Below are 24,876 nucleotides of genomic sequence, written 5' to 3' on the forward strand. Positions count from 1 at the left end.
CCCCTATAGAATATAGGAAATTAGCAGCCTAGAAAATAGTGTTTTTATTGAGCTCCCTTAGTAAGGGTGCAGTGCCAATTATAGAGAGGTGTTTTATTGTTAAGAAAAATCACATCACTTTATGATAACTTTAAGGATATCATTCTCACTTACTTTTTATTGTATAACAACGCACCAATACACATAAAGTATGCATTGCTGTAAGGTAAGAAATCACTTTTAGTGAAAGTGATCTCTTCATCGCTAATAACTGTGTATCCTTTACAATTCTCAGTGTTATTTATACAGAAATTATAGAAGTCTTCCAAGTTTATCTTTAATAAATAGTCTACTTCTGTGTCGTGGTGAATACTATTTACATCCTCTTCTGACACCTCTAGAGTATATATATTAATAAATTCTCTATCGATTATATTATCTGAAGTCATCTCCTCAGGAAGTGTACATAAAAAACTTAAACTTTCAAAACCTACTTGAATACCCATCTCCTCTTCGATTTCACGCGTACCATTATCAACTGTTTCATCATTCAATAGGTGTCCTCCAACTGTTACATCAATCATACCTTTATAATCTTTCACATTAGAACTTCTTTTTTGAAGAAATATATTGTCACCTTGTATAAATATACATTGAAACGTTTCATGCCACTCGCCTTGTTGATGTACTTTCTGTCTACTATCAACACCTTTTAATTTTCTATTTTTATAATAAACATTTAATAACTCACTCATTAATATCCACCCTTACCCCGAACTGATATAATTCATCAATTATTTTATTACTAAATAAATTAATGTACTTTAATCTATTAGATTATAATAATAATCATTTCTCAAATTTCGAGAAGTGACTTTCTTCATTTATATTTTTATCTGCTCATTGATAATCGCATTTTCAATAACCTCTATTGTATTTGTATATTCAACTTTTTCTATAATACAACCTTTACCAATGATAATATTCTTTCCTCTTACTACATCACATAGCACGTTTTCTAGACGAATTTCATCACCCTCGATTAAATCACAAGTCAACTTTCCACTTTTATTTTCTATAAACAATGATGCAAATAAACCTTTATTCTCAGTCGCCTTTCCATCTAGTATAGTAATTTCTTTTCCACCAATTTCTTGTGCTGAACAATTATTCCCAAGCGTAATATTAATCGTTTCGGCATTTATCAAACCATCACTTTCAATTTTTCCACTACATTCAAAATGATCAACTTCGATATCACCTTCAACTGTTAAGTAACCAGATACTTTTAATCTTTCACCCGTAATATTTCCTTCAACATCTAACATACCAGATACATGGACGTCATTACCTTCTATACTTCCCTCAATATTTGTCTTGCCACTTGTTTTCATAGTATCAGCTTTTAAGGAACCTTTGATGCTAGTCATTCCTGATACTTTGAAATCTCTAACTGAAATATCACCCTCAGCATCCATTTTTCCACTTACTTTAATCAAGTCAGCTTTAATATCTCCAGTTACTGAACCTATACCCGTAACTTTAATTTCATCATATTCTCCCGCAGCTATAGTTGTCATCGCATTAATATTTAGATTCGTTGTCATCATGACTACCTCTTTTCAATTTTTGTTGTATAGCTAATTGAATTTTTGTATCATCTAATTCATAAATAATCTTTGCGTTATCACTTATTTTTACTATCTCTTTTGCGCAAATAAGCATGAACACACCCATAGCTCGCACAAAATAATAATTTACATCTTTCATCTCGTTTTGGTGATATATTACTGCACTTTCTAGTACTTCTTCTTTTGAAAAATACCCTGAATTTAAAGCAAGCTCTATAAACATCAATGTCATACCTTCATTATGTGAAACACTATTACGCTTCGTAAAAATGGAGTCTGCAATTTCCCAATAATGTTCTTCAAACAAACTACTATCATAGTCTCTTTGTTCAATTACCTCACAATCTTCTTTAAAAATTTGATACAAATCATCTAAAGCATGATCATCTTTTAAAGTTTTTATCATTTCTATGCGCTCAATCATCTTATTTCTAGGAAAAAATGCTTCTTGGCCTGTATAAGTAGACTTTCTTACAAACCAATCTTCAGGAATCAGCTTCTTTCGTTTCCAACGATACAACTGCCCGTAGCTAATATCACATACTTTCAGCAACTCTTTTTTAGATATTAAATCCTCCATACCATCACCTCAAAAACAGTGTAACATAACATTGTTACACTGTTAACTAATTTAAATAACATTAATAATATTTTCTTTTGAATAATACTGACTAATTATAAAAAAAGACATGTCAAATCGACATGTCTTTACCTCAGTGATTAGGCACAGTTCTAAATAAACCTCATTACTTGTGATACGATTCATTCCTAATTATTCTAAACCCTCGATACACTTGCTCCAGCAGTATCACTTTCATCATCTGATGCGGAAATGTCATCTTACTAAATGATAGGGCGTAGTTAGAGCGATTCATAACACTTTGATGCAGACCGTTTGATCCTCCAATGATAAAGGTTAAGTGACTTTTACCGGTGTTCATCTTTTGCTCCATCTCTTTTGATAACTGCACAGAGTCGAGCTGCTTGCCAAGAATTTCTAACGTATATACAAAGCTGTCCTCCTTCACCTTGCTCAATATTCTTTCCGCTTCTTTCTTCTTCGCAATCTCGATATCTTTCTCACTCATATTATCCGAGTCTTTCTCGTCAGCTACCTCAACGAGTTCCAATTTAGTATATGCACCAAGTCTTTTTACATATTCATCTACAGCCATCTTCCAGTACTTCTCTTTCAACTTACCCACAGTTATTATTGTTATTTTCATGTTTATTCATTCCTTTTATAAAAGTTATCCTACTTATCCACAAGTTAATCACATATTCACATTTCACAATCCTATTATAATCACATTTTAAAGGTTATTCATATAATTTTTGTAAAATTACAATGCATAAAAATAAAAAAGATGCCCGTTTTACCGAACATCTTTTCTTTTTTGTGTATAACTTATTATTTATGCACAAAGTTATCCATAGTTATGCACATATTTTGTGAATTTTCTATACTTATACACATGTGAATACTTAAATCTCATAAATTGGTGTTGCCACGGCTTTATCTGTATCACAGATCACCACTTCATTCTCAGTATCAATATCGTGTGCATTTAATATTTGTTGTACGCTCATACGTGCAATATCTTTCATATTATTATCTTGAGAGAGATGTGAAAGATATATACGCTTTGTACTACCAGTAATCACATCACGCATTGCATACGCAGCATCTTCGTTGGAAACATGTCCCATATCACTTAATATACGCTGTTTCGTTTTCCATGGGTAACGGCCCATACGCAGCATATCTACATCATGATTGCTTTCAAACACATAACAATCACTTCCGTGAATCATACCTTTCATACGGTCAGATACGTATCCCGTATCCGTAATAACTGTAAGTTTCTTATAATTATTATTGAAGATATAAAATTGCGGATCTACCGCATCGTGTGACACACCGAACGACTCAATATCCATGCCTGCGATTGATTTTGTTTCATATGGATTAAAGATAAACTTCTGATCACTCGGTATTTTCTTATCTGCATGTTCAATTCTTTCCCATGTCTTCTCATTCGCGTATATTGGTAATTGATATTTACGTGCCAATACGCCGAGTCCTTTAATATGGTCGATGTGTTCGTGTGTTACAAGTATCCCGTTTAAGTTTTCTACTTTACGATCAATCTGATCGAATAATCCTTCTATTTTCTTACCTGTTAGTCCTGCATCTACTAAAAGTGATCCCTTTTCACTTTCTACGTAAACTGCATTTCCTGTACTTCCACTTGCTAATACTGACATATTAATCATTCTATCACTCACTTAAATTACAATATTGGTTGTTCTGGATTCACCGCGTCTACATAGTACGTTTCAATAGACGAATCCACCTTACGAACTGCGACTTGCCAGGTCGGCTTTAATACTTGTCCTCTTACTTCACGCACAATGGAATAATATCCTAAACGTACGCTCATAACTTCATCGCCGCGTTCTAATTTTGTTTGATAATAAAGTACCTCTAATGCTTCTATCGCTGGGATTACTTTTTTCTTTTCATTATTTTTTCCTAATCCTTCTTGGATATCTTTCAAATATGTTTGTTCAAATGATGTTACTTCATTCTTTTCGTTATATGAAAACTTTATCTGTGCTTTATCATTATTTAATATTGGATATTCTCCATACATCTGGTCGAAATATAACTTTTTATTAGCACGATCAATACCGCTTAAAGTATATTCTTTTCCTTTATCAATCTCAGTAAGTAAATAATTTTTAATACCTTTTATGATATCATCTTCTTGAATTGATGTTAATTTAATTGCCGGTTTAATTTCTACTTTTGTCACTGTGCTCAGTTCTTCACTTTTTTTTTCTAAATCAGAAGAGCTTTGTGTGAACCCAGCACTTTTACCTGATACGATATTCATCTTTACATTCTCTGCAGAAGGAAGCTTCGTTAATTTAATACCTTCTTTTTTAAAATCTAATTTTTCACTGCTCGTATCCTCTACAATATTCGCACGTTGTACTTTCTCATAATATATATAGCCTAATGTTATATTAATGATGAGAAATACAAATATAAACAATGACGTTGCGTGCTTCCAATCCATTATACGAGCCTCCCATCTTGATACAATCTCCACTCATTATTGTATTTCACATACCACTCCGGCTCGAAAGATAATGTAGATTGAATTGTATCCTGATCTGAATAGACCATGTTAAAGCCGACCATCATATTACTGACTTGATCAAAATGATATTCCTGATTTGATGCGAGTTTATAACGGACCTCTTCAGCAGAAGGAAGTTTAGCAATATCTTTTGTTGAAGGGACTGCTACGCTTGTTGAATATAAACCACGTTTATATTCATAAACATCTTTATCTCCCCATACAATATCAATTTCACTAAGATGATTTTCATGAAATACTGGATATCCTTTAAAGAACATTTGATAGCTGATTGCATTATCAGATGATTTTATATCAAAATAACGATAATCATCAGTAAATCCGCCATGTTCACTAATAAAATTGAAACTGCTGATTAAGTGTTCAAGCGGTCGAGGTTTAGCATGATTGACTTCTGATAAATTATTGAATTTATACGTTGATTTATTTTTTACTTTCACAATACCTGTATTAGAGTTGTATGTTTTTGAGTCATTTTTATCTTTACGTTCGATAATACTATTTTTATCACCAAGCACTGCTTTATTAATATCATCTACACTAATTATATCTGCAAGGTAACTATATCTCTTAGTCTCTGAAGGATGTTCCGGCACATAGATACTTGTCTTTTCGTCTGTCGATTGTTCATTTGTTATTATTCCTGTATAGGATTCCATCGATTTTTCACTATGTTTAACGAATTCATTAAAATTATTGCTCGAAGCATCCATTTCAATTGCCACCATTGTCTGATGATCAGTAATGACATATAGGACTAAATTATCTTTTGAATAACTGTCCACAATGAGGCGATTAAATGTTTCATCGACATCACCTTTAAAAGTACTATCTAAAATATCCGATAAATACATAGACAATGGAAAGTCGCTTGCAAAATCTAATATTAGAAATCGTTCTTTCATTCCTTTAGGCATATAATTAATATTGAGTTGCTTTGTACTTATGGCAGTTATTTTCTTATTAGATAGACTATCAATATATTCCAGCAATATATCTTTGTTTGTCGTCCCATAAATATTATTATTCGCATAACTTACCGCTTGATATGGCAAAAAAGCACTGTGAATATTATCTAAATTTTTAGGACTTACCGCCGTTGAACTTTTAGTAATGGAATTTTCTACATTCACAAGATTAGGTTTGAAGTTCCATATTTTATATGTCAATATAACGCTCATCAAAACAAGGATGAAAAGTGTTAGCCCTTTAAATATACTTTTATACATCCCATTCACCGTCATCTAGCACTTCACAAGGTAACGTTATATACACCGAAGTGCCGTACCCTTCCTTACTATTAGCCCAGATTCTCCCATTATGGGCTTCGATAATTTCCTTACTAATTGCGAGACCTAATCCAGTGCCGCCCATTTTACGTGTTCGTGCTTTATCTACACGGAAGAAACGATCAAAGATTTTATCTACTTTATTCAAAGGAATACCGATACCATTATCTTTAATTTGTATTGTCATACGATTGAATAACGTATTTTGTTTCACGTGGAATTCAACTTTCTTTCTTCCTTTAGAGTACTTCAACGCATTCGTAATTACATTATCAAATACTTGCGTCATCTTATCTGGATCTATTTCAACAAATATACCATTTTTAGGGATATCACGTATGAATGTCGCATTCTTTCCTTCTGACATCTCAAAGCGATTGATAATTTTGTGAATAAACATATTAAAATCAATCAACTCTTTATTTAAATTATCATCTGTATTATCCATCTTAGATAATTGGAGCAGATCATTAACTAATCGAATCATACGATCCGTTTCTTCTCTCGTCACACTTAAGAATTGCGGTGCTAAATTCTCATCTTTCCAGGCGCCCTCTTCCAATGCTTCAATATAACTACGCATACTTGTTAGTGGTGTACGTAATTCATGTGAAACATTCGCAACGAACTCACGTCGTTCATTCTCAACGTGATGTTGTTCGGTAACATCATGCAGCACTGCGATATAACCCGTAATAAACCCTGTATCTTGAATAATGGTACTAAACGATGCTCTTACAATAAGCCTTTCTTTTTCATTAATATCGATGATAATACCACCTGCAATATCCTGCAGTTCATCCAATGAATAATGCGCTTCGATTGCAAGGATGTCTAGAACATGACGTCCTTCTACATCATCTTTATTCATATCAAGCATCTTTAGTGCCATTTCATTAACAATACGTACACGACCACGTCTATCTGTCGCAATAACCCCATCTGACATGTGCGTGATTACTGAATCAAGTCTACGCTTTTCACTCTCTGTATTCGCCTGCGCTTCTTGCACACGCTTAGATAAGTTATTAAAAGTTAATGCGAGCTCGCCAATTTCATCGTTACCGTATACTTTAACACGGTTTGTGTAGTTCCCTTTAGACATCTCTAGCGCTTGATTACGCATATCTGCAATAGGTTTAGTAATAGTTCTTGCGATAAAGAACCCAAGAATAATTGTAATTAACAATGACAGACCTGTACCGATAATAAAGATGCTATTGATTTTCATCAACTGCGCATACACCGGCTCAATAGATTCTTCAATATGAATAACACCAAGGATTTTATTGTCATCTTTAATTGGAAAATTCTTTACCCAGACCCTCACCTTACCGCTAGGATCATCACGCAGCTTAATACGATCATTCGTTTTCCCAAGTGATAAAGAATTTTGTATCTGTTTATCATTGATCTTCTGGTTAATATTTTCTTTAGTTGTATCGTTACTTGTCGCAAGGATAACTTCGGAATCATTAATAAAACGAATGGTATCTATCTCTGTTCTTAATGCATATTCATCTACAACTTTCTGGACTTCTTTTTGTATTTTATTTGGCGAAGATTTATTTTCGTTATATACAGTCCTAATATCATAGTTGATAGACTTTATTTGCTGATTAATATTTGTTTTAAAATTCTTTGTAAGCTCTTTTTCGAGATTATTTGTAAAATAAAGTCCGATAATTTGCATCCCAATAATAATTAATAAGACGTAAATAACAACGAGCTTTATATGTAACGACTGAAGTTTTTTAAAAATCGCTTTCATTCTATTACTCCTGCGTCTGCAAGAAATATCCTACACCACGGCGTGTCACAATATATTCTGGATGACTTGCATCATCTTCAATCTTTTCTCTTAGACGTCTAATTGTAACATCTACAGTTCTTACATCACCAAAATAATCATATCCCCATACTGTCTGCAGTAAATGTTCACGTGTCATGACCTGCCCGATATGCTTTGCTAAATAATGAAAAAGTTCAAATTCTCGGTGTGTCAGTTCGATATCTATACCACGTTTCTTTATTGAATAAGCTTCAGGATAGACTACAATATCTTTAATGATGATATTTGTGGACTCTTCCTTCTCTTCAGATTGTGTTTGTGAGTAATGACGACGTAAATTGGCTTTAACCCGCGCAATCAGTTCACGTGTAGAGAATGGCTTTGTCACATAATCATCAGCACCAAGTTCCAGGCCTAACACTTTATCAATCTCAGAATCTTTAGCTGTCAGCATAATAATCGGCATATCGTATTTCTTACGCACTTCACGACAGACTTCCATACCATCACGACCTGGAAGCATAATATCTAGCAATACGATATCTGGTTGAATATCATAGATTAGTTCCACTGCATCATCGCCATCATAAGCGACATGAACTTCATAACCCTCTTTTTTTAAGTTAAATTCTAATATATCTGCAATCGGTTTTTCATCATCTACAACTACGATTTTTCTCGACATACATTTCCCTCATCTCATAAAAATTTTTATAAGTATCTATCTTATAATTTACCACTGTTCAACATCTTTTTCTATACTGCTGACAAGTACAAAAAAAGAAGATACGTAAACGTATCTTCTTTTGAGCGGTCCCGACGGGAATCGAACCCGCGATCTCCTGCGTGACAGGCAGGCATGTTAACCGCTACACCACGGGACCATGTATAAATATGTAATTGAAAAATGGTGACCCCTACGGGATTCGAACCCGTGTTACCGCCGTGAAAGGGCGGTGTCTTAACCGCTTGACCAAGGGGCCGAATTTTTTTAACACAAGATTGATTATAGCATGATAAATTTATAAATATCAAGCATATTTTTAAATAAATTTTGATTTTTTCTGTATAATTATTTATATATATTAGATTGGAGTGCACAACATGGATATAACTTCCGCAAAACCTTTTAAAACCCATAAAAAACTTCCGTTAAAAGAAAAATTAAAACGGTTTATGATCATTACAATTGGCGCGATTCTAATGGCCATTGCACTTGAATTATTTCTCGTACCTAATAATCTATTAGATGGTGGTATTGTTGGTATATCGATCATGATAAGCCATTTCTTAAAATTGCCTATTGGACTCTTTATTTTCTTATTAAACATCCCTTTTTTCTACCTTGGTTATAAACAGATTGGTAAAACATTCGCACTCTCTACGCTCTATGGTATCGGTATACTATCCATCGGTACAGCACTATTACATCCAGTACCCGCATTTGCAGATGAAAAGTTTTTGGTCACTATCTTTGGTGGTGTCATTCTTGGACTCGGTGTTGGACTTGTTATCCGTTACGGAGGTTCTCTTGATGGTACAGAGATTCTTGCGATACTTATCAACAATAAGACTCCCTTTTCAGTAGGTGAAATTGTCATGGTCATTAACTTCTTTATCTACACCGCTGCAGGCTTTGTATTTACTTGGGAATCTGCCATGTATTCTGTTATTGCTTACTTTATCGCATCTAAAACCATCGATATTGTACAGCAAGGTCTCGACGAATCGAAATCTGTATGGATCATCAGCGATCAATACGAAGAAATTGGAGATGCTATTAATGATCGTCTCGGTCGTGGTGTTACTTATTTGAAAGGGGAAGGAGCATACACTGGTGATGACAAGAAAGTCATCTTCTGTGTCATTACGCGATTAGAAGAATTTAAACTTAAAGATATCGTCAATCATTATGATGACAGCGCCTTTGTTGCCATTGGGAACGTCTCTGAAGTTAAAGGCGGCAGATTTAAAAAGAAAGATATACATTAAAACAATTTTAAAAGCCATAAAACATTAAATGTTTTATGGCTTTTAATTTAAAGCTAATCGCTCAGATGATAGCCTCTTATTTTTCCCATAAGTTTTCAAGTAAGTTCGTTTGATTTCTATCTGGTCCAACTGAGAAGATAGAAATCTTAACGTTACATAACTCAGAGATACGTTCTAAGTAACGACGTGCGTTATCAGGTAGCTCGTCCAATGATTTACATGAAGTCACATCTTCAGTCCATCCTGGTAATTCTTCGAAAATCGGCTTACAACGATTTAATTCGTTTAGATTCGCTGGGTATTCTGTAATTTCCTTACCATCCAATTCATATGCTGTACAAATCTTAACAGTTTCTAAACCTGTTAATACATCAATTGAGTTAATTGATAAGTCCGTAATACCACTTGCACGGCGAGAATGGCGTAATACAACAGAGTCAAACCAACCTACACGACGTGGACGTCCAGTAGTCGTTCCGTATTCACGACCAACTTCACGAATATGATGCCCGTCTTCATCAAATAATTCAGTCGGGAATGGTCCGTCTCCTACTCGTGACGTGTAAGCTTTACATACACCAACAACTTTATCTATAAACGTTGGACCTACACCTGTACCAACTGTTACGTTCCCTGCAATCGGGTTACTTGAAGTAACGAATGGGTATGTCCCGTGATCGATATCAAGCATCACTCCTTGAGCGCCTTCAAATAACACTTTTTCCTCTGCCATAAATGCATCGTCTAATACTTTTGCAGTATCTACTGTATATTCTTTTAGGCGTTGGCCAGCTGCATAATACTCATCAAAGATTTCTTCAAATTTAAATCCTTCAGCATTGAATAATTTTTCAAACATTTCGTTTTTCATTGCTAAGTTTTCTTTTAACTTTGTTTCGAACGTTTCTTTATCAAGTAAATCTGCCATACGAATACCGATACGTTGTACTTTATCTACATAAGATGGTCCGATTCCTTTTTTCGTTGTACCAATCTTATTATCACCGCGTTTTTCTTCTTCTAATTCATCTTGTTTTAAATGATACGGTAAAATAACTTGTGCACGGTTTGAAATACGTAAGTTATCAGTTTTTACACCACGTTCATTCAGTGCATCTAATTCTTTTAATAATGCAACAGGATCTACTACTACACCATTTCCAATAACAGATAGTTTATCTGAATAGAAAATACCTGATGGTACTAAATGCAATTTGTATGTTTCTCCACCAAATTTAATTGTATGTCCTGCGTTATTACCACCTGAAAAACGTGCAATAACGTTTGCTTCTTCTGCTAAAAAGTCCGTGATTTTACCTTTACCTTCGTCTCCCCATTGAGTCCCAACAACTACGATTGATGACATGAGTGCACCTCCAAATTTTGTTCACTAACCTTAAACATTTTAACAATGAAATCGGGAAAAATCAACTAAAAAACGAACATTAATAAATATTCACTTATTTCACTAAAAGACATAGAAATGGAGATTATGAACATCTGACTTTTAAAAAAACATTGATATTTCAGCATTTTATTAAATAACAATTTAATAATTGATCATTTATTATTTTATTTTTTCACAAACTATCTTGTAGTTTCCTAGTCATATATAATATAAAAACCGTACAATTAATTAATAATAAAAATTAATGTACGGTTTTTATTCATTTTATACACTTTACTCATTAATATACATCTGAATGTGCATAATCAATATCTGTAAATTTGTTATATTGCTTTAAGAAATGAAGTTTAACTGTTCCTGTCGGACCATTACGTTGCTTCGCAATAATAATTTCTATTTCCCCGTTTTCCTCTTGAGCCCCTGCATCTACTTCTTCTTCTTCACCATTACCACGATTGTAATAATCATCTCGATATAAGAATGCAACGATATCTGCATCTTGCTCAATCGAACCTGATTCACGAATATCACTCATCATTGGACGTTTATCCTGTCTTTGTTCCACGCCACGAGATAACTGTGATAACGCAATTACAGGACATTCTAGTTCTCTAGCTAAAGCTTTCAGCATACGCGAGATTTCTGATACTTCTTGTTGTCTGTTGTCACTGGAACGACTTCCTGAACCTTGAATAAGTTGAAGATAATCAATCAGTATCATATCTAATCCATGTTCTTGTTTTAGTCTTCTACACTTAGAACGGATATCTGTAATACGGATACCTGGTGTATCATCTATATATATATTTGTCTTAGATAGCTTACCCACTGCTACTGTGAAACGATTCCAGTCTTCTCCATCCATTGTTCCTGTACGTAATCTATTAGAATCTACGTTCCCTGTACTACAAATCATACGTGTTGCTAACTGATCAGCACCCATCTCAAGACTAAATATCCCCACACTATAAGGCGTCTCATCGCCTCGATCATGCGTTGCTACTTGTGTTGCAATATTTAAGGCGAAAGCGGTCTTACCTACCGAAGGACGTGCTGCAATAATGATTAGATCATTTCTGTTGAACCCAGCCGTCATTTGATCAAGATCTCTATATCCAGTAGGGATACCTGGGGTCTGCCCTTGGTTCTTATCAAGTTCTTCAGCATTATTAAAGACTTGCGTCAATACATCTTTGATTTCCTGAAAACCTTCTGTTCCTCTAGAAGTAGACACTTCCATAATGCGCTTTTCGGCATCAGAAAGTAACGTTTCGAGATCTAGTGTCTCATTATAACCATCCGCCATAATAGTGTCTGCCGTATGAATTAATCGTCGCTTTACAGCATCTTTATAGACGATATCCGCGTAAAAATCTACATTACGGGCACTCGGTACAATTGCAGCTAAGTCTACAAGATACATCTCTCCACCAGCCGCTTCTAATGTCCCGTCTGATGTCATCTGATCTACTACAGTTACAATATCTACTATTTCATTTTTCTCAGACAATGTCATCATCGCTTCAAATATATGTTGATGCGACTGTCTGTAAAAATGCCCAGGAACAAGTATTTCTAGAACGGAAGATAATACTTCATTATCGATAAAGATAGCGCCTAAAACTGACTGTTCCGCAACTAAATTAAACGGGAGTTTCTTACCTTCAAGATAATCTGCCATATTATCCTCCTTATCTATTATGCTTCAGTTACATGCACTTTTAATGTGCCGCTTACCTTGTTATGAAGTTTAACAGGCACATTTGTATAGCCTAAACTTCTGATACCATCATGTAAATCCATTTTACGTTTATCAATTTTAATACCATGTTGTTTATTTAATGCATCAGCAACTTGTTTAGAGCTGACTGAACCAAATAAACGACCACCTTCACCTGACTTTGCAGTCACTTTAACTTCTAATGCTTCTAATTTTTCTTTTAATGCTTGTGCATCTTCAAGTTCTTGCTGCTTATCTGCCTCTACTCTTTTCTTCTGCGCTTCTAGCTGTTTTAAATTACCTGGTGTTGCTTCAACAGCTAATTTATTCTTTAATAAGAAATTATTCGCATATCCTACAGGTACTTCTTTAATTTCACCTTTTTTACCTTTTCCTCTAACGTCTTGTGTAAATATAACTTTCATTTTATTCCTCTCCTTCATCATGAATAATATTTCTAAGCTGACTGATAACTTCTTCAACAGTCATGTCTTCAATTTGGGTTGCTGCATTAGATAAATGGCCACCACCGCCCATCTTTTCCATTACAAGCTGTACGTTGATTTCACCTAATGAACGCGCTGATATTCCGACAACATTATCTTTACGTTTGGCTACTACGAATGAAGCTTCAACACCTTCAATGTTAAGTAGCTGATCTGCTGCTTGTGCAACAATAACAGGATGAATCACTTCATCACTAGGACCATGCGCAATCGCAATACCGTTATCTTCAAGAACCACTGTCTGAATAATTTCTGAGCGCTTAATGTAAGTCTCCATATCATCCTTTAGGAAATGCTGACATAATATCGTATCTGCACCATGATTTCTTAAGAAACTTGCTGCATCAAATGTTCTGGAACCTGTGCGTAATGTGAAGTTGCGTGTATCGACAATAATACCTGCAAGCATTACAGTCGCTTCCAGTCGCGTTAATTTATAATCGGTCGGTTGATATTCTAGTAACTCTGTCACCAGTTCAGCTGTCGAACTAGCATATTGTTCCATATAAACAAGTAATGGGTTTGATACAAATTCTTCTCCTCGTCTATGATGGTCAATAACAACCTTTCTGGAAGCTTTGTTTAATATATTTTCATCTATAACCATCTCTGGTTTATGTGTATCCACGATGACTAAAGTTGTGCGTTTCGTCATTAGATTCCAAGCATCTTCTGAACTAATAAAGATTTCGTTTAGCTCTGGCTTTTCAGCAATCTCTGTCATTACACGCGATAACGTATCATCGATATCATGATCATTGAGTATTATATTTGCCTTTAGATTATTCATCTTCGCAAATCGTGCCACACCGATTGCAGCACCAATAGCGTCCATATCAGGGCGTTTATGCCCCATAATCATCACATTATCTCCTTCAACAAGAATATCCTTCAATGCATGTGATACTACACGAGCTCTGACACGTGTACGTTTTTCCATAGGATCTGTCTTGCCGCCATAAAATCTCACATTCCCATTTATATGTTTAATCGCTACTTGATCTCCACCACGTCCAAGGGCTAAATCTAAACTTGATTGCGCAAGTGTACCTAATTCAATTAAGTTATCAGCACCTTCACCAATCCCTACACTCAAAGTGACATGTGTCTTAATTTCACGGCTTTTATCTCTAATATTATCAAGTAAATTAAATTTTGTTTCTTCGATTGAGTGCAATATTTTTTGATTAAAGAACATCATAAACTGATCCGATTGATATCTTTTGATATAAACATTATTAAGTTCTGCCCACTTATTGATTTCCATAGACATTAAGCTATTAATCTCGGTACGTTGGGCGTCGGTCATGTTTTGAGTGACTTCGTCAAAATTATCTAAAAACATAATACCAATTACAGGCTTTGCATCTTCAAATAATTGATGTGTTTCAATCTTATCAGTAATATCGAAGAAATATAGTACATTATTCTCTTCAGAAAACATCACTTTAAATTTGTAGTCTTTGTATTGAGCATTCGCCTCATTAACCGCGCTTACCTTAAGTTGGTTCAGCAAGTTCGGAAAAATATCATGAATAGATTCTGAAATAATAGGCTCACTAATTTTTTCATTCATAAAATGGTTATACCATTCAATATGCTCATTTTCATCTAGCAGCAGAATCCCTATTGGTAACTCACTTATCGCATAGTTCTTTCCATTACCAATTACAGTGGACAAATTCTCAATATAACGTTCATTTTGTCTCAAACTATGTTTAAAGTAAGAGTAGGAAATGCAGATAATAATAAATAGAATCACACTGGTCACTCCAGCTAACATCGCATCTTCAGTATACAAAATCCCTGTCACGATGATAGCAGCAAGCGTCATCACAATAAAGGGTATGATCAATGTCTGCCTGTTATACTTTCTGTTCATGTTGACACCTCTTCGTTAAATTTATAATCTTACTTGCGCTTAATATTAGATTTTAAATTCAATATCATATCTATCATTCCAAAGATTTGTGTCACTGGTGAGAAAATAAATGCAAATATGTATATTAAAATGTTTAATACTGGATGTGTACGTTTTACTTTTATAAAGAAGCTAAACAGCGAGAGTCCCTGGATGAATATAACCCATTCTAACACATACTTAAAGTTTGTGACTATGCCTAACAGCACGACATCCGTATCTGTAATGAAGAGTGCAATAAAAAGCGTAAGAAAGTATAGATATAGCACTGATTTTGGAATACGCCACATATATAACGGTCGGAAATTTGGTGTCGATACTTTAAACTTTCTTACAAATGGAAAAGTAATGCTGATTTGAATAAGGGATAATATAAATAAAAATAAAATTAATAACCCTGGTATTTGTAACACTAATGCATCCATACTCGTTAAAAATAAATCAGCGTATGTTTTAGTAACTGTGCCTTTTTCAACCTCTGCCATTAATAAGTTATAGTAAGCATCTGTAGCAGGGGCAAAAATATCCGCCATTTTCGGTATAACACCAGCCATTTGCAATATAATTATAGCGATTAACGAAAAAACGGTATAAAACACAGTCAAAATGTATAGTATACGTTCCTTAGAAGCTTTCTCTTTTAATAATTGGCCTACAATATAACCTCCAAAAATAACGCTTAACATAATTTGCATTGTGAATATCGAAGCAAATATAACAGCGATAAGAATTACAAAACTCATCACATAGTAACTTTCTTTAGAGTGATAATACAAAGTCACTGCAGGAATAAGCAAAAAAGGTGCAATAATTAAGAATAGCCCTGGTACAAAATGAATGATTATTGTTGCTAATAGCATAATAATAGAAGTTACAATTGTTTTTCTTATATCAATATTCAAATTAAAATCTCACTTTCTTAAAACAAAAATTTCGATAACTACTCTATTTTACAACTTTCTTTCTCAAGTCTCAATTTTTCAGAACAAAATAAAAAACTGAGGCAATTTTGCCCCAGCTACAATTATATTTATTATTCTTCGATTGCAAATTCAGCGTTAACTTCGAATTTAGCTTCTTTACCAATCATAACGCCACCTGTTTCTAAGGCTTGATTAAAGTTGATGCCATATTTTTCACGGTTAACTGATCCATTTACGATAAATCCAGTTACACTGCTTCCATCCATTGGATTTTTATGAACACCGTTAAATTCTAAATCAAATGTTTCTTCATGCGTTTGATCTTTAATTGTTAAGTCGCCTGTTACTTTGTTTTGAGTAATAGACTTAGATACAAATTTAATCTCCGGATATTTTTCTACATCGAAGAAATCAGCAGATTTTAAATGCCCGTCACGGTCTGCATTGTTCGTGTTAATAGAATCTACTTTTACAGAAGCTGTTAATTGTAGAGATGTTAAATCGTTGATGTCTCCTGTAGCTTGTCCATCAAATTCAGTAAATTCACCTTTCACTTTTGATACCATTAAATGTTTGATAGAGAATTCTACGTTACTGTGTACTGGGTCTAGTTTAAAGTTTGTCATCATTAAGTTCCACCTTTTAAGTTTTTTATACCGATTCAGAAATGCCAGTTCATATCGTTAAATAATTATGACCTTCCTTTTCGTTATAATTAATATATCAAATATAAAAAATATATTCAACTATAAAAAATATATAACAAAAGTTTTTATATTCAGATAATTCTGTCTTATTATAACATCATATTAAAAGACGATTCAAATGATAACATTGAACCGCCTCTGCTTATTATTTAATTACAGTTTGTCCACCCATATATGGAACGAGTACTTCTGGAACTGTGATAGATCCATCTTCATTTTGATAATTTTCGACTACTGCAGCAAAAGTACGTCCTACAGCCAGTCCTGAACCATTCAATGTATTTACAAGTTCAGCTTTTGCATTTTTATCGCGCTTGAAGCGAATATTTGCACGTCGTGCCTGGAAGTCTGTCATATTTGAGCATGAGCTAATTTCTTTATAGGCATCATAACTTGGCAGCCACACTTCAACATCATAAGTTTTTGCAGCACCAAATCCGATATCTCCAGAACATAAAGCAATCGTACGATAAGGAATATTTAATTTCTCCAGAATACTTTCAGCTGAACGTGTCATATCTTCTAACGCAGCGTAAGAATCTTCAGGGCGTTCAAAGCGCACCATTTCGACTTTGTTAAATTGGTGCATACGAATTAATCCACGTGTATCACGTCCTGCTGATCCTGCTTCGCTTCTGAAACATGCCGTCATCGCAGTAAATTTCGTAGGTAACATATCATTTGTTAAGATCTCGTCACGATAGAAGTTCGTTAGTGGTACCTCTGAAGTCGGAATTGTATATAAACCTTCTTTTTCAACTTTGAATAAGTCTTCTTCAAATTTAGGAAGTTGTCCTGTACCAAACATAGAAGCAGCATTTACGAGTTGTGGTGTCACCATTTCTTCGTATCCGTTTGCACGATGTGTATCTAACATAAAGTTCATTAATGCTCGTTCTAAACGCGCACCATCTTTCGTTAAAAATGCGAAACGTGCACCTGAAACTTTAGCAGCACGCTCAAAATCAGCCATTTTTAAATTTTCGACGATATCCCAATGCGCTTTTGCGTCGAAATCAAATGTACGTGGTGTTCCCCATTTCTTTACTTCAACGTTTTCATCCTCATCTTTGCCAAATGGTGTTTCATCGCTTACTAAGTTCGGCAAACGTACAAGTTTATCCTTCAATGTTTGAGATACTTCGTTCAACTCAGTATCAATACGCTTTATTTCTTCACCTACTTCACGCATTGCTTTAATTGCATCGTCTGCATTTTCCTTATTACGTTTTTTCTGTGCAATTTCTTCGCTGGTTTTATTACGTTTTGCTTTTAATTCTTCAGTTCTTGCTGTAAGTTCACGTGCTGCTGTATCAAGCGCTAAAATTTCATCAACGATGGAAGTATCAATTGCACGCATTTCTAATTTTTTCTTAACGAATTCTGGTTCTGTTCTAAATAATTTAATGTCTAACATTTGTATTGCCTCCTCATATTTTATATGTGGGTAACAAAAAAACCACATCCCTTGAAAGGGACGTGGTATTTACGCGTTGCCACCCTAATTAATAGTCAGTACGACTATTCTCTCAATTAAATAACGGTTAAGCCGATTTATCCTCAATGCAATGGGTAGAAATTCATCAATACATTTCGTAACTTCCACCAGCCGTTACGTCTCTTATAAAAATGTATTCACTACTTATCCCAAACAGACAAATAATATATTTAAATTTAATTTCATATTATCAAATTCATTTTAGAATTTCAACTATATCTGTTATAGTTATATGGACATTGAAACATAAAAGGAGAATGGTTATGCAGTTAATCAATGAAATACGTATACCTAGACGTAAACCTTATAGTCATAAAGGAGATTACGGACGTATATTACTCATCGGTGGTAATCAAAATATGGGCGGATCAATTATGATTGCTGCTCGTGCATGTGTATATAGCGGCGGTGGTTTAACAACAGTAGCTACCCATCATTCAAATCATACTGCTCTGCATTCCCGTTGCCCAGAAGCTATGGTTTCAGATATTAATGATATTAAACGTTTAACAAAACTTATCGAAAATGCTGATTGTATACTCATCGGACCAGGACTCGGTTTAGATTTCCAAGGAAATAATGTTCTAACGCTACTATTTCAACATATTAAAGAAGAACAGAGCTTGATTATTGATGGGGATGCAATAACAATCTTAAGCAAACTAAAACATCCATTTCCTAAATGTAATGTAATACTTACGCCACACCAGATGGAGTGGGAGCGTATCAGCGGCATCAGCATCGATGAACAGACACCAGAACTCAATCGAATAAAAGCTAATGAATTTGGAGCACATGTTATATTGAAACAACATGAAACAGAACTATACCTTAAAAGCGGTGATTATAAGATTACAGTAGGAGATCCCGCCATGGCCTCAGGAGGTATGGGTGATGCCTTGGCAGGCATCATTGCAAGCTTTATTGGACAATTCGATACAGAGGAAGCGATAAAGCAGGCTGTTTATATCCATAGTCTTATAGGAGATAAACTTGCTCGTGATATGTATGTAGTACCACCATCTGCTATTATAGATCAGCTACCTTATATGATGAAAGAATTAGAAGAGGATGAGGCCTAATGCCTCATCCTCTTCTAAAACGATTATTCACTTGCCTCTATATCTTTAAGCATGTCAGGGTTGTTCAAGTCATTCTTGCGATATGTCTCTGTTTCTGGCATCTTTAATATTAAATCTTCTGCTAATGCCATCTCTACAGATACATCTTCGATTTCATAATCAAATACATGGCCACCTTCTTTACCATCATCACTCAGATAATGGACATGATAGCCACCAACACCAACTCCTTGAATGAAGTGTGGTGTATAGAAACCAAACAATGTTCCGGTAGTGTCCGTATAGTCAAAGTATCCTTGTTCTTTTACTGCCTCTACTAATTTCGGATAAGGTTTCTTCTGCTTTTTCACGGCACGTGCTTTGATAAGCTTAAACTTACCTGTAATCTTAACCGCATGGAAATAGTTCATCCCTTGTATTTCTTCTAGGATAATTTCATCCATCTGTTCTTTATTTAATATCTCTTTGTAATTTAATGTGTGTGTAGGTTTAAATTCAATCATGCTCGCAAAAGGTGTGCGCTCTTCAGCATCCACCTCTCGTATATTTCCATTACTTTCGATGAGATAAGGCTTACCTTCTATAATAACCAATTCTCCATCTAGACCGTCCATCGTTCCAATACCATAGTTACCTGATTTCAGTACTTCTGACATCTTGAACGTGCCTTCAAATAAACCACCAACTAACGCACCCATAGTTGAATATTGATATAAATGATTCATAAGTTCCTCCTTAGTTTGTGCTATCAGGTAAAAGTTCTGCCATTAATTTAGAGTTATTGCTGTAATCTACAGGAATATCTACTACAACTGGTCCTTCTTCTTTCATTGCTTTTTCTAGAATTTCTTCTAATTCACTAGCATGAGTCACACGATATCCTTTAGCACCCATCGATTCAGCATATTTAACATAATCCACTGGGTGTAATCTCACGGCTGCACCTTTGCCATATTTACCTTCTTGCTGGAATTTAACCATATCATAGTAGCCATCGTTCCAGATTAATTGAACGATTGGTGCTTTCATTTCAACAGCTGTTATTAATTCTTGTCCTGAGAATAAAAATCCACCATCTCCTGCCATCGAAACTACTTTTTTACCAGGACGTGCAATAGACGCGGCAATCGCCCAAGGTAGAGCAACACCTAACGTCTGCATTCCGTTTGAAAAGAGCAGATGTCTTGGTGCATAACTTCTAAAATAACGTGCCATATAGATATAGAGTGAACCTACATCTACAGTAACAGTTGTTTCATCATCTATTATGTCGCGTACTGCTTTAACAATGTGTCTAGGGTTAACTTTTTCACTGTCTTTATAGTTTTCAGGAAGCTCATATTTTTTTTCAATTAACTTTTGAATCTTTTCTAATATCTCTTTAGCTGTATCATCTAATTCCACATCATCTTTTTGAAGTTTTTCATTCAAACGTTGAATTGTTAAAGGTGTGTTACCGATCAATTCAGTAACTGGTGCATAGTTGTTATCGATATCACTCTGTACTTCATCAATGTGAATGATTGTTTTTTCATTTTCTGCATTCCATATAAATGGATCATATTCAATAGGATCATATCCAACAGTGATAACCAAATCAGCATGTTTTAATAACTCATCGCCAGGTTGATTACGAAATAAACCAATTCTGCCGTAGAAATTATGTTCTAATTCACGAGACAGAATACCAGAACCCTGGAATGTTTCTACAACTGGCATTGGTGTTTTTGAGAGTAATTCGCGAATAGATGCTGTACATGCTTCAGAAGAAGCTCTCATCCCTAAAAGAAGCACAGGTAATTTTGCTGATTTAATACGTTCAACTAATGCATCAATTTCGTGAACTGGTGCAGGTCCATGTATTGGAGCTTCTTTTACTTTAATAGCTTCTCCTTCTACATTATCAGCAGAAATAACATCTTGAGGAATACTTACAAACGCTGCACCTTTACGACCTTCCACACTTTCACGAAATGCATTCGTCACTGCTTCAGAAATACTTTTCGCATCTTGCGCTTCTACAGAATATTTCGTAACGTGCTTCATTAATCCAGCATTATCAAGTGATTGATGTGTACGTTTTAAACTATCTTCTCGTCTTACATTACCGCCAATGGCTACAATCGGATCACTTTCTGAGTTTGCAGTAATCAGTCCAGTAGTTAAGTTCGTTACGCCTGGTCCACTTGTCACAAGCACAACACCAGGTTTACCAGTAATACGTCCTATACCTTGTGCAATCATAGCTGCATTTTGTTCGTGGCGTGTCACAATGACTTTCGGTCCTCTATCTTCAAGTACATCAAACGCTTTATCAATTTTAGCTCCTGGAATACCAAAAACATGAGTGACCCCATGATTAATTAGAGTATCAACAAATAAATCTCCACCAGATTTTTTCATTATCATCTCTCCTAAATATAATTTTACGTTTTTTTATTACATTTTTATAATAATACTAAACATTTTTAATGGCAAATAATTAAACTGAGATATTTATTTATAAAAAAACATTATTTTAAAGCTATTTATGGTAAGAAAATAACCATTAAAATTTTCTAAAATTTTAATGGTTAAGAAATTTTATTTCATAAATTTAATCTTTATTCTTCACTGTCATTATATGTTGATTGAAATTCAGAACGTTCTAACGAACCTTGCTCTGACACATCAACGGTTCCCATCACATGACCATCTTCAACCTCTATAGTTTCATCAACCGATTCTTTGGCTACTTCAGTTAAATCTGCACCTTGTTCTGCAATAACTTCTCCTGGTTCTTTATCCGCATCCATCACTTCTTCTTTTTCCACTTTAGCGACAGTAGCAACAAATTGTCCTTCATCAAGTCGAATCAAGCGTACTCCTTGTGCAGAACGACCGTTTTGTGAGAATTCTGTAACATCAAGTCGAATAATTACACCATGGTCTGTTACAATCATAATATCTTCGTTACCATTCACAGTAGTGACACAGACAAGATTTCCGTTCTTCTCAGTGATCGTGGCTGTTTTAATTCCTTTACCCCCACGATTTGAAATTCGATATTCACTTTCTTTCGTACGTTTTCCGTATCCATTCTCAGTAACCACCAGCACTTCATGTTCGCCATTAGATTCTATTACATCTAATCCGATAACTTCGTCACCTTCACGCAGACTGATACCTTTAACTCCTGCAGCTGTACGACCTAAAGGACGTAATTTATTCTCTTCGAAACGAATAAGTGAAGCGTGTTTTGTTCCTATAATCAGTTGCTTATTACCATCTGTTAGTCTAACAGCAATCAGTTCATCTTCTTCTCTAAAGTTAATAGCTATCTTACCGTTTTTGTTAATACGCGAGAAGTGAGATAAATTAGAACGTTTAATCACTCCATGTTTCGTCGCAAATATAATATAAGCATCTTCACGCTCAAGATTTTTCACTGCAATCATCGTACTGATGGATTCATCTTTGTCCAATTCAATTACGTTAACAACTGGAATACCTTTTGACTGTCTTGAAAGTTCAGGTATTTCGTATCCTTTTACTTTATACACACGCCCTTTGTTCGTAAAGAACAGGACATTATCATGTGTAGAAGTTGTTACCATTTGACTGACGAAGTCTTCATCCAAAGTATTCATACCTTGAATTCCTCTTCCACCACGATGCTGTGCACGATAAGTTGAAGCTGGAAGACGTTTAATATAGTTATTACTACTTAATGTAATCACGATATTTTCTTCATCAATTAAATCTTCATCTTCAAGATCTTCAAATCCTCCAGCAACTATTTCACTACGGCGTTCATCTCCATATTTATCACGAATTTCAATTAATTCATCGCGGATGATTTGCAGTAACTTCTCTTCATCTGCTAATATGGCGCGGAGTTCGTCGATATACTTCAACAGTTCTTGATACTCAGACTCAATTTTATCTCTTTCCAGACCTGTTAATCGACGTAAACGCATATCAAGGATTGCCTGTGCTTGACGCTCTGATAATTTAAATTGATCTTGTAATCCTTGTAATGCTTCAGCATCGTTACTAGAGGCTCTAATTAAAGCAATAATTTCATCGATATGATCTAGTGCAATTCTTAATCCTTCCAGAATATGTGCGCGATCTTCTGCTTTTTTTAAATTATAAGCAGTTCGTCGGCGAACAACAGTCTTTTGATGTTCGAGATAATGATAAATTGCCTGTTTAATATTTAATACTTGTGGCTTACCATTTACAAGGGCAAGCATATTCACACCAAATGATGTTTGAAGTGGTGTCTGCTTGTATAAATTGTTAAGGATTACACTTGCATTTGCATCACGACGTACATCGATAACAATACGTACCCCTTCTTTCAAACTTGTTTCGTCACGAAGATCTGTAATGCCGTCCACCTTTTTATCACGTGCTAATTCAGCAATTTTCTCGACTAATCTCGCTTTATTTACTTGGTAGGGAATTTCTGAAATGATAATTGTCTCTTTACCATTCGGACGCATCTCGATCAATGTCTTTGCGCGCATAATTACAGATCCACGTCCTGTTTCATATGCTCGACGTATACCGCTTCGTCCCAATATAAGACCAGCCGTAGGAAAATCTGGTCCTTGAATGAACTCCATTAATTCAGGAATAGAAATATCAGGATTTTTACTTAGTTCTAATACACCATTGATGACTTCTGTTAAGTTATGTGGAGGAATATTTGTTGCCATACCTACTGCAATACCAGAAGCTCCATTTACAAGTAAGTTAGGAAATCTCGACGGTAATACAACAGGTTCGCGTTCATTTCCGTCATAGTTATCTGTAAAGTCAATTGTGTCCTTATTAATATCACGCATAAGTTCCATTGCAATTTTTGACATACGCGCTTCCGTATATCGCATTGCAGCCGCTCCGTCGCCATCCATAGACCCGAAGTTACCTTGACCATCGACAAGCATGTAACGGTAGCTGAAATCTTGTGCCATACGCACCATTGCTTCGTATATAGATGAATCTCCATGCGGATGATATTTCCCCATTACATCTCCGACAATACGCGCAGATTTCTTGTATGGTTTGTCTGGTGTCATTCCTTGGTTGTTCATACCGTAAAGTATTCGACGATGAACAGGTTTCATGCCGTCACGTACATCCGGTAATGCACGAGAAACAATAACACTCATTGCATAATCTAGAAATGAATCTTTCATTTCTTTGACGATATTTTGCTCCTTCAATTTTGAATCATGGTCTAAAGTCATAGATGGCGCCTCCTTAAA

General features: G+C 34.9%; 21 protein-coding genes, 2 tRNA genes and 1 other annotated feature. Of the genes, 2 read left to right on the forward strand and 21 right to left on the reverse strand.

Annotation, left to right across the window (positions count from 1 at the left end; translation table 11 throughout):
• Positions 1-149 precede the first annotated feature (149 nt).
• The 11 genes from ACZ2V4_RS10020 to ACZ2V4_RS10070 all read right to left on the reverse strand — a co-directional run bounded on the left by ACZ2V4_RS10020 (position 150) and on the right by ACZ2V4_RS10070 (position 8,844).
• Positions 150-734 carry an NUDIX hydrolase gene (locus tag ACZ2V4_RS10020; protein ID WP_420494044.1) on the reverse strand — a complete coding sequence of 195 codons (585 nt, stop codon included), beginning with the start codon at positions 732-734 and terminating at the stop codon, positions 150-152.
• Positions 735-863: 129 nt separating this feature from the next.
• Positions 864-1,589 carry a hypothetical protein gene (locus ACZ2V4_RS10025; RefSeq protein ID WP_283722040.1) on the reverse strand — a complete coding sequence of 242 codons (726 nt, stop codon included), beginning with the start codon at positions 1,587-1,589 and terminating at the stop codon, positions 864-866.
• Positions 1,564-2,190 carry a DUF4004 family protein gene (locus ACZ2V4_RS10030; RefSeq protein WP_283722039.1) on the reverse strand — a complete coding sequence of 209 codons (627 nt, stop codon included), beginning with the start codon at positions 2,188-2,190 and terminating at the stop codon, positions 1,564-1,566. Before ACZ2V4_RS10030 ends, ACZ2V4_RS10025 begins: the two co-directional genes overlap by 26 nt.
• A gap of 166 nt (positions 2,191-2,356) precedes the next feature.
• Complete coding sequence (rlmH, locus tag ACZ2V4_RS10035; protein ID WP_219493452.1) at positions 2,357-2,836, reverse strand: 23S rRNA (pseudouridine(1915)-N(3))-methyltransferase RlmH; 480 nt, start codon at positions 2,834-2,836, stop codon at positions 2,357-2,359.
• Between the two features lie 259 nt (positions 2,837-3,095).
• The gene (locus ACZ2V4_RS10040) at positions 3,096-3,887 is read right to left on the reverse strand and encodes an MBL fold metallo-hydrolase (RefSeq protein WP_219493451.1); all 792 of its coding nucleotides are present in this window, start codon (positions 3,885-3,887) and stop codon (positions 3,096-3,098) included.
• A gap of 17 nt (positions 3,888-3,904) precedes the next feature.
• Positions 3,905-4,696 carry a two-component system regulatory protein YycI gene (locus ACZ2V4_RS10045; protein ID WP_283722038.1) on the reverse strand — a complete coding sequence of 264 codons (792 nt, stop codon included), beginning with the start codon at positions 4,694-4,696 and terminating at the stop codon, positions 3,905-3,907.
• On the reverse strand, positions 4,696-6,024 hold the full coding sequence (locus ACZ2V4_RS10050) for a YycH family regulatory protein (RefSeq protein WP_490514818.1): 1,329 nt from the start codon (positions 6,022-6,024) through the stop codon (positions 4,696-4,698). The genes ACZ2V4_RS10045 and ACZ2V4_RS10050 overlap by 1 nt, the downstream gene beginning before the upstream one ends.
• The gene (gene walK / locus ACZ2V4_RS10055) at positions 6,002-7,840 is read right to left on the reverse strand and encodes a cell wall metabolism sensor histidine kinase WalK (protein WP_420494033.1); all 1,839 of its coding nucleotides are present in this window, start codon (positions 7,838-7,840) and stop codon (positions 6,002-6,004) included. Before walK ends, ACZ2V4_RS10050 begins: the two co-directional genes overlap by 23 nt.
• A 4-nt stretch (positions 7,841-7,844) precedes the next feature.
• Complete coding sequence (yycF, locus tag ACZ2V4_RS10060) at positions 7,845-8,546, reverse strand: response regulator YycF (protein ID WP_283722035.1); 702 nt, start codon at positions 8,544-8,546, stop codon at positions 7,845-7,847.
• Positions 8,547-8,672: 126 nt separating this feature from the next.
• Positions 8,673-8,745: transfer RNA gene (locus ACZ2V4_RS10065), tRNA-Asp, on the reverse strand.
• 24 nt (positions 8,746-8,769) lie between these two features.
• Positions 8,770-8,844, reverse strand: a tRNA-Glu gene (locus tag ACZ2V4_RS10070).
• A gap of 121 nt (positions 8,845-8,965) precedes the next feature.
• Between ACZ2V4_RS10070 and ACZ2V4_RS10075 the strand changes: the two genes are divergently transcribed.
• A complete protein-coding gene (locus ACZ2V4_RS10075) occupies positions 8,966-9,853 on the forward strand; it encodes a YitT family protein (RefSeq protein WP_283722034.1) in 888 nt (295 codons plus the stop codon).
• Positions 9,854-9,929: 76 nt separating this feature from the next.
• Here the strand turns inward: ACZ2V4_RS10075 and ACZ2V4_RS10080 are convergent, their stop codons facing one another.
• From ACZ2V4_RS10080 to serS, 7 genes are all read right to left on the reverse strand, one after another.
• Complete coding sequence (locus ACZ2V4_RS10080; RefSeq protein ID WP_283722033.1) at positions 9,930-11,219, reverse strand: adenylosuccinate synthase; 1,290 nt, start codon at positions 11,217-11,219, stop codon at positions 9,930-9,932.
• A 322-nt stretch (positions 11,220-11,541) separates the two neighbouring features.
• Complete coding sequence (gene dnaB / locus ACZ2V4_RS10085) at positions 11,542-12,942, reverse strand: replicative DNA helicase (RefSeq protein WP_490514819.1); 1,401 nt, start codon at positions 12,940-12,942, stop codon at positions 11,542-11,544.
• A 17-nt stretch (positions 12,943-12,959) separates the two neighbouring features.
• Positions 12,960-13,406 (reverse strand): 50S ribosomal protein L9, encoded by a 447-nt coding sequence (rplI, locus tag ACZ2V4_RS10090; RefSeq protein ID WP_219493444.1) that lies wholly within the window; start codon positions 13,404-13,406, stop codon positions 12,960-12,962.
• 1 nt (position 13,407) lies between these two features.
• A complete protein-coding gene (locus ACZ2V4_RS10095; RefSeq protein WP_283722031.1) occupies positions 13,408-15,369 on the reverse strand; it encodes a DHH family phosphoesterase in 1,962 nt (653 codons plus the stop codon).
• A gap of 29 nt (positions 15,370-15,398) precedes the next feature.
• The gene (locus ACZ2V4_RS10100) at positions 15,399-16,310 is read right to left on the reverse strand and encodes a DUF2232 domain-containing protein (protein WP_283722030.1); all 912 of its coding nucleotides are present in this window, start codon (positions 16,308-16,310) and stop codon (positions 15,399-15,401) included.
• Positions 16,311-16,441: 131 nt separating this feature from the next.
• Positions 16,442-16,957 (reverse strand): YceI family protein, encoded by a 516-nt coding sequence (locus ACZ2V4_RS10105; RefSeq protein ID WP_219494789.1) that lies wholly within the window; start codon positions 16,955-16,957, stop codon positions 16,442-16,444.
• A gap of 226 nt (positions 16,958-17,183) precedes the next feature.
• On the reverse strand, positions 17,184-18,455 hold the full coding sequence (gene serS, locus ACZ2V4_RS10110; protein ID WP_219493441.1) for a serine--tRNA ligase: 1,272 nt from the start codon (positions 18,453-18,455) through the stop codon (positions 17,184-17,186).
• Positions 18,456-18,508: 53 nt separating this feature from the next.
• Positions 18,509-18,702: a binding site (T-box leader), on the reverse strand.
• Between the two features lie 97 nt (positions 18,703-18,799).
• Here serS and ACZ2V4_RS10115 point away from each other — a divergent pair.
• Positions 18,800-19,618 carry an NAD(P)H-hydrate dehydratase gene (locus tag ACZ2V4_RS10115; protein ID WP_283722029.1) on the forward strand — a complete coding sequence of 273 codons (819 nt, stop codon included), beginning with the start codon at positions 18,800-18,802 and terminating at the stop codon, positions 19,616-19,618.
• 23 nt (positions 19,619-19,641) lie between these two features.
• Here the strand turns inward: ACZ2V4_RS10115 and budA are convergent, their stop codons facing one another.
• The 3 genes from budA to gyrA all read right to left on the reverse strand — a co-directional run bounded on the left by budA (position 19,642) and on the right by gyrA (position 24,858).
• Positions 19,642-20,343: an acetolactate decarboxylase gene (budA, locus tag ACZ2V4_RS10120; protein WP_283722028.1), complete on the reverse strand. Its 702-nt coding sequence runs from the start codon at positions 20,341-20,343 to the stop codon at positions 19,642-19,644.
• A gap of 10 nt (positions 20,344-20,353) precedes the next feature.
• Complete coding sequence (gene alsS, locus ACZ2V4_RS10125; RefSeq protein ID WP_423245793.1) at positions 20,354-22,021, reverse strand: acetolactate synthase AlsS; 1,668 nt, start codon at positions 22,019-22,021, stop codon at positions 20,354-20,356.
• A gap of 200 nt (positions 22,022-22,221) precedes the next feature.
• Entirely contained in the window at positions 22,222-24,858 is a 2,637-nt protein-coding gene (gyrA, locus tag ACZ2V4_RS10130; RefSeq protein WP_219493437.1) for a DNA gyrase subunit A, read from the reverse strand.
• Positions 24,859-24,876 lie beyond the last annotated feature (18 nt).

The organism is Macrococcus sp. CoH-51_TC_04 (assembly GCF_058188655.1).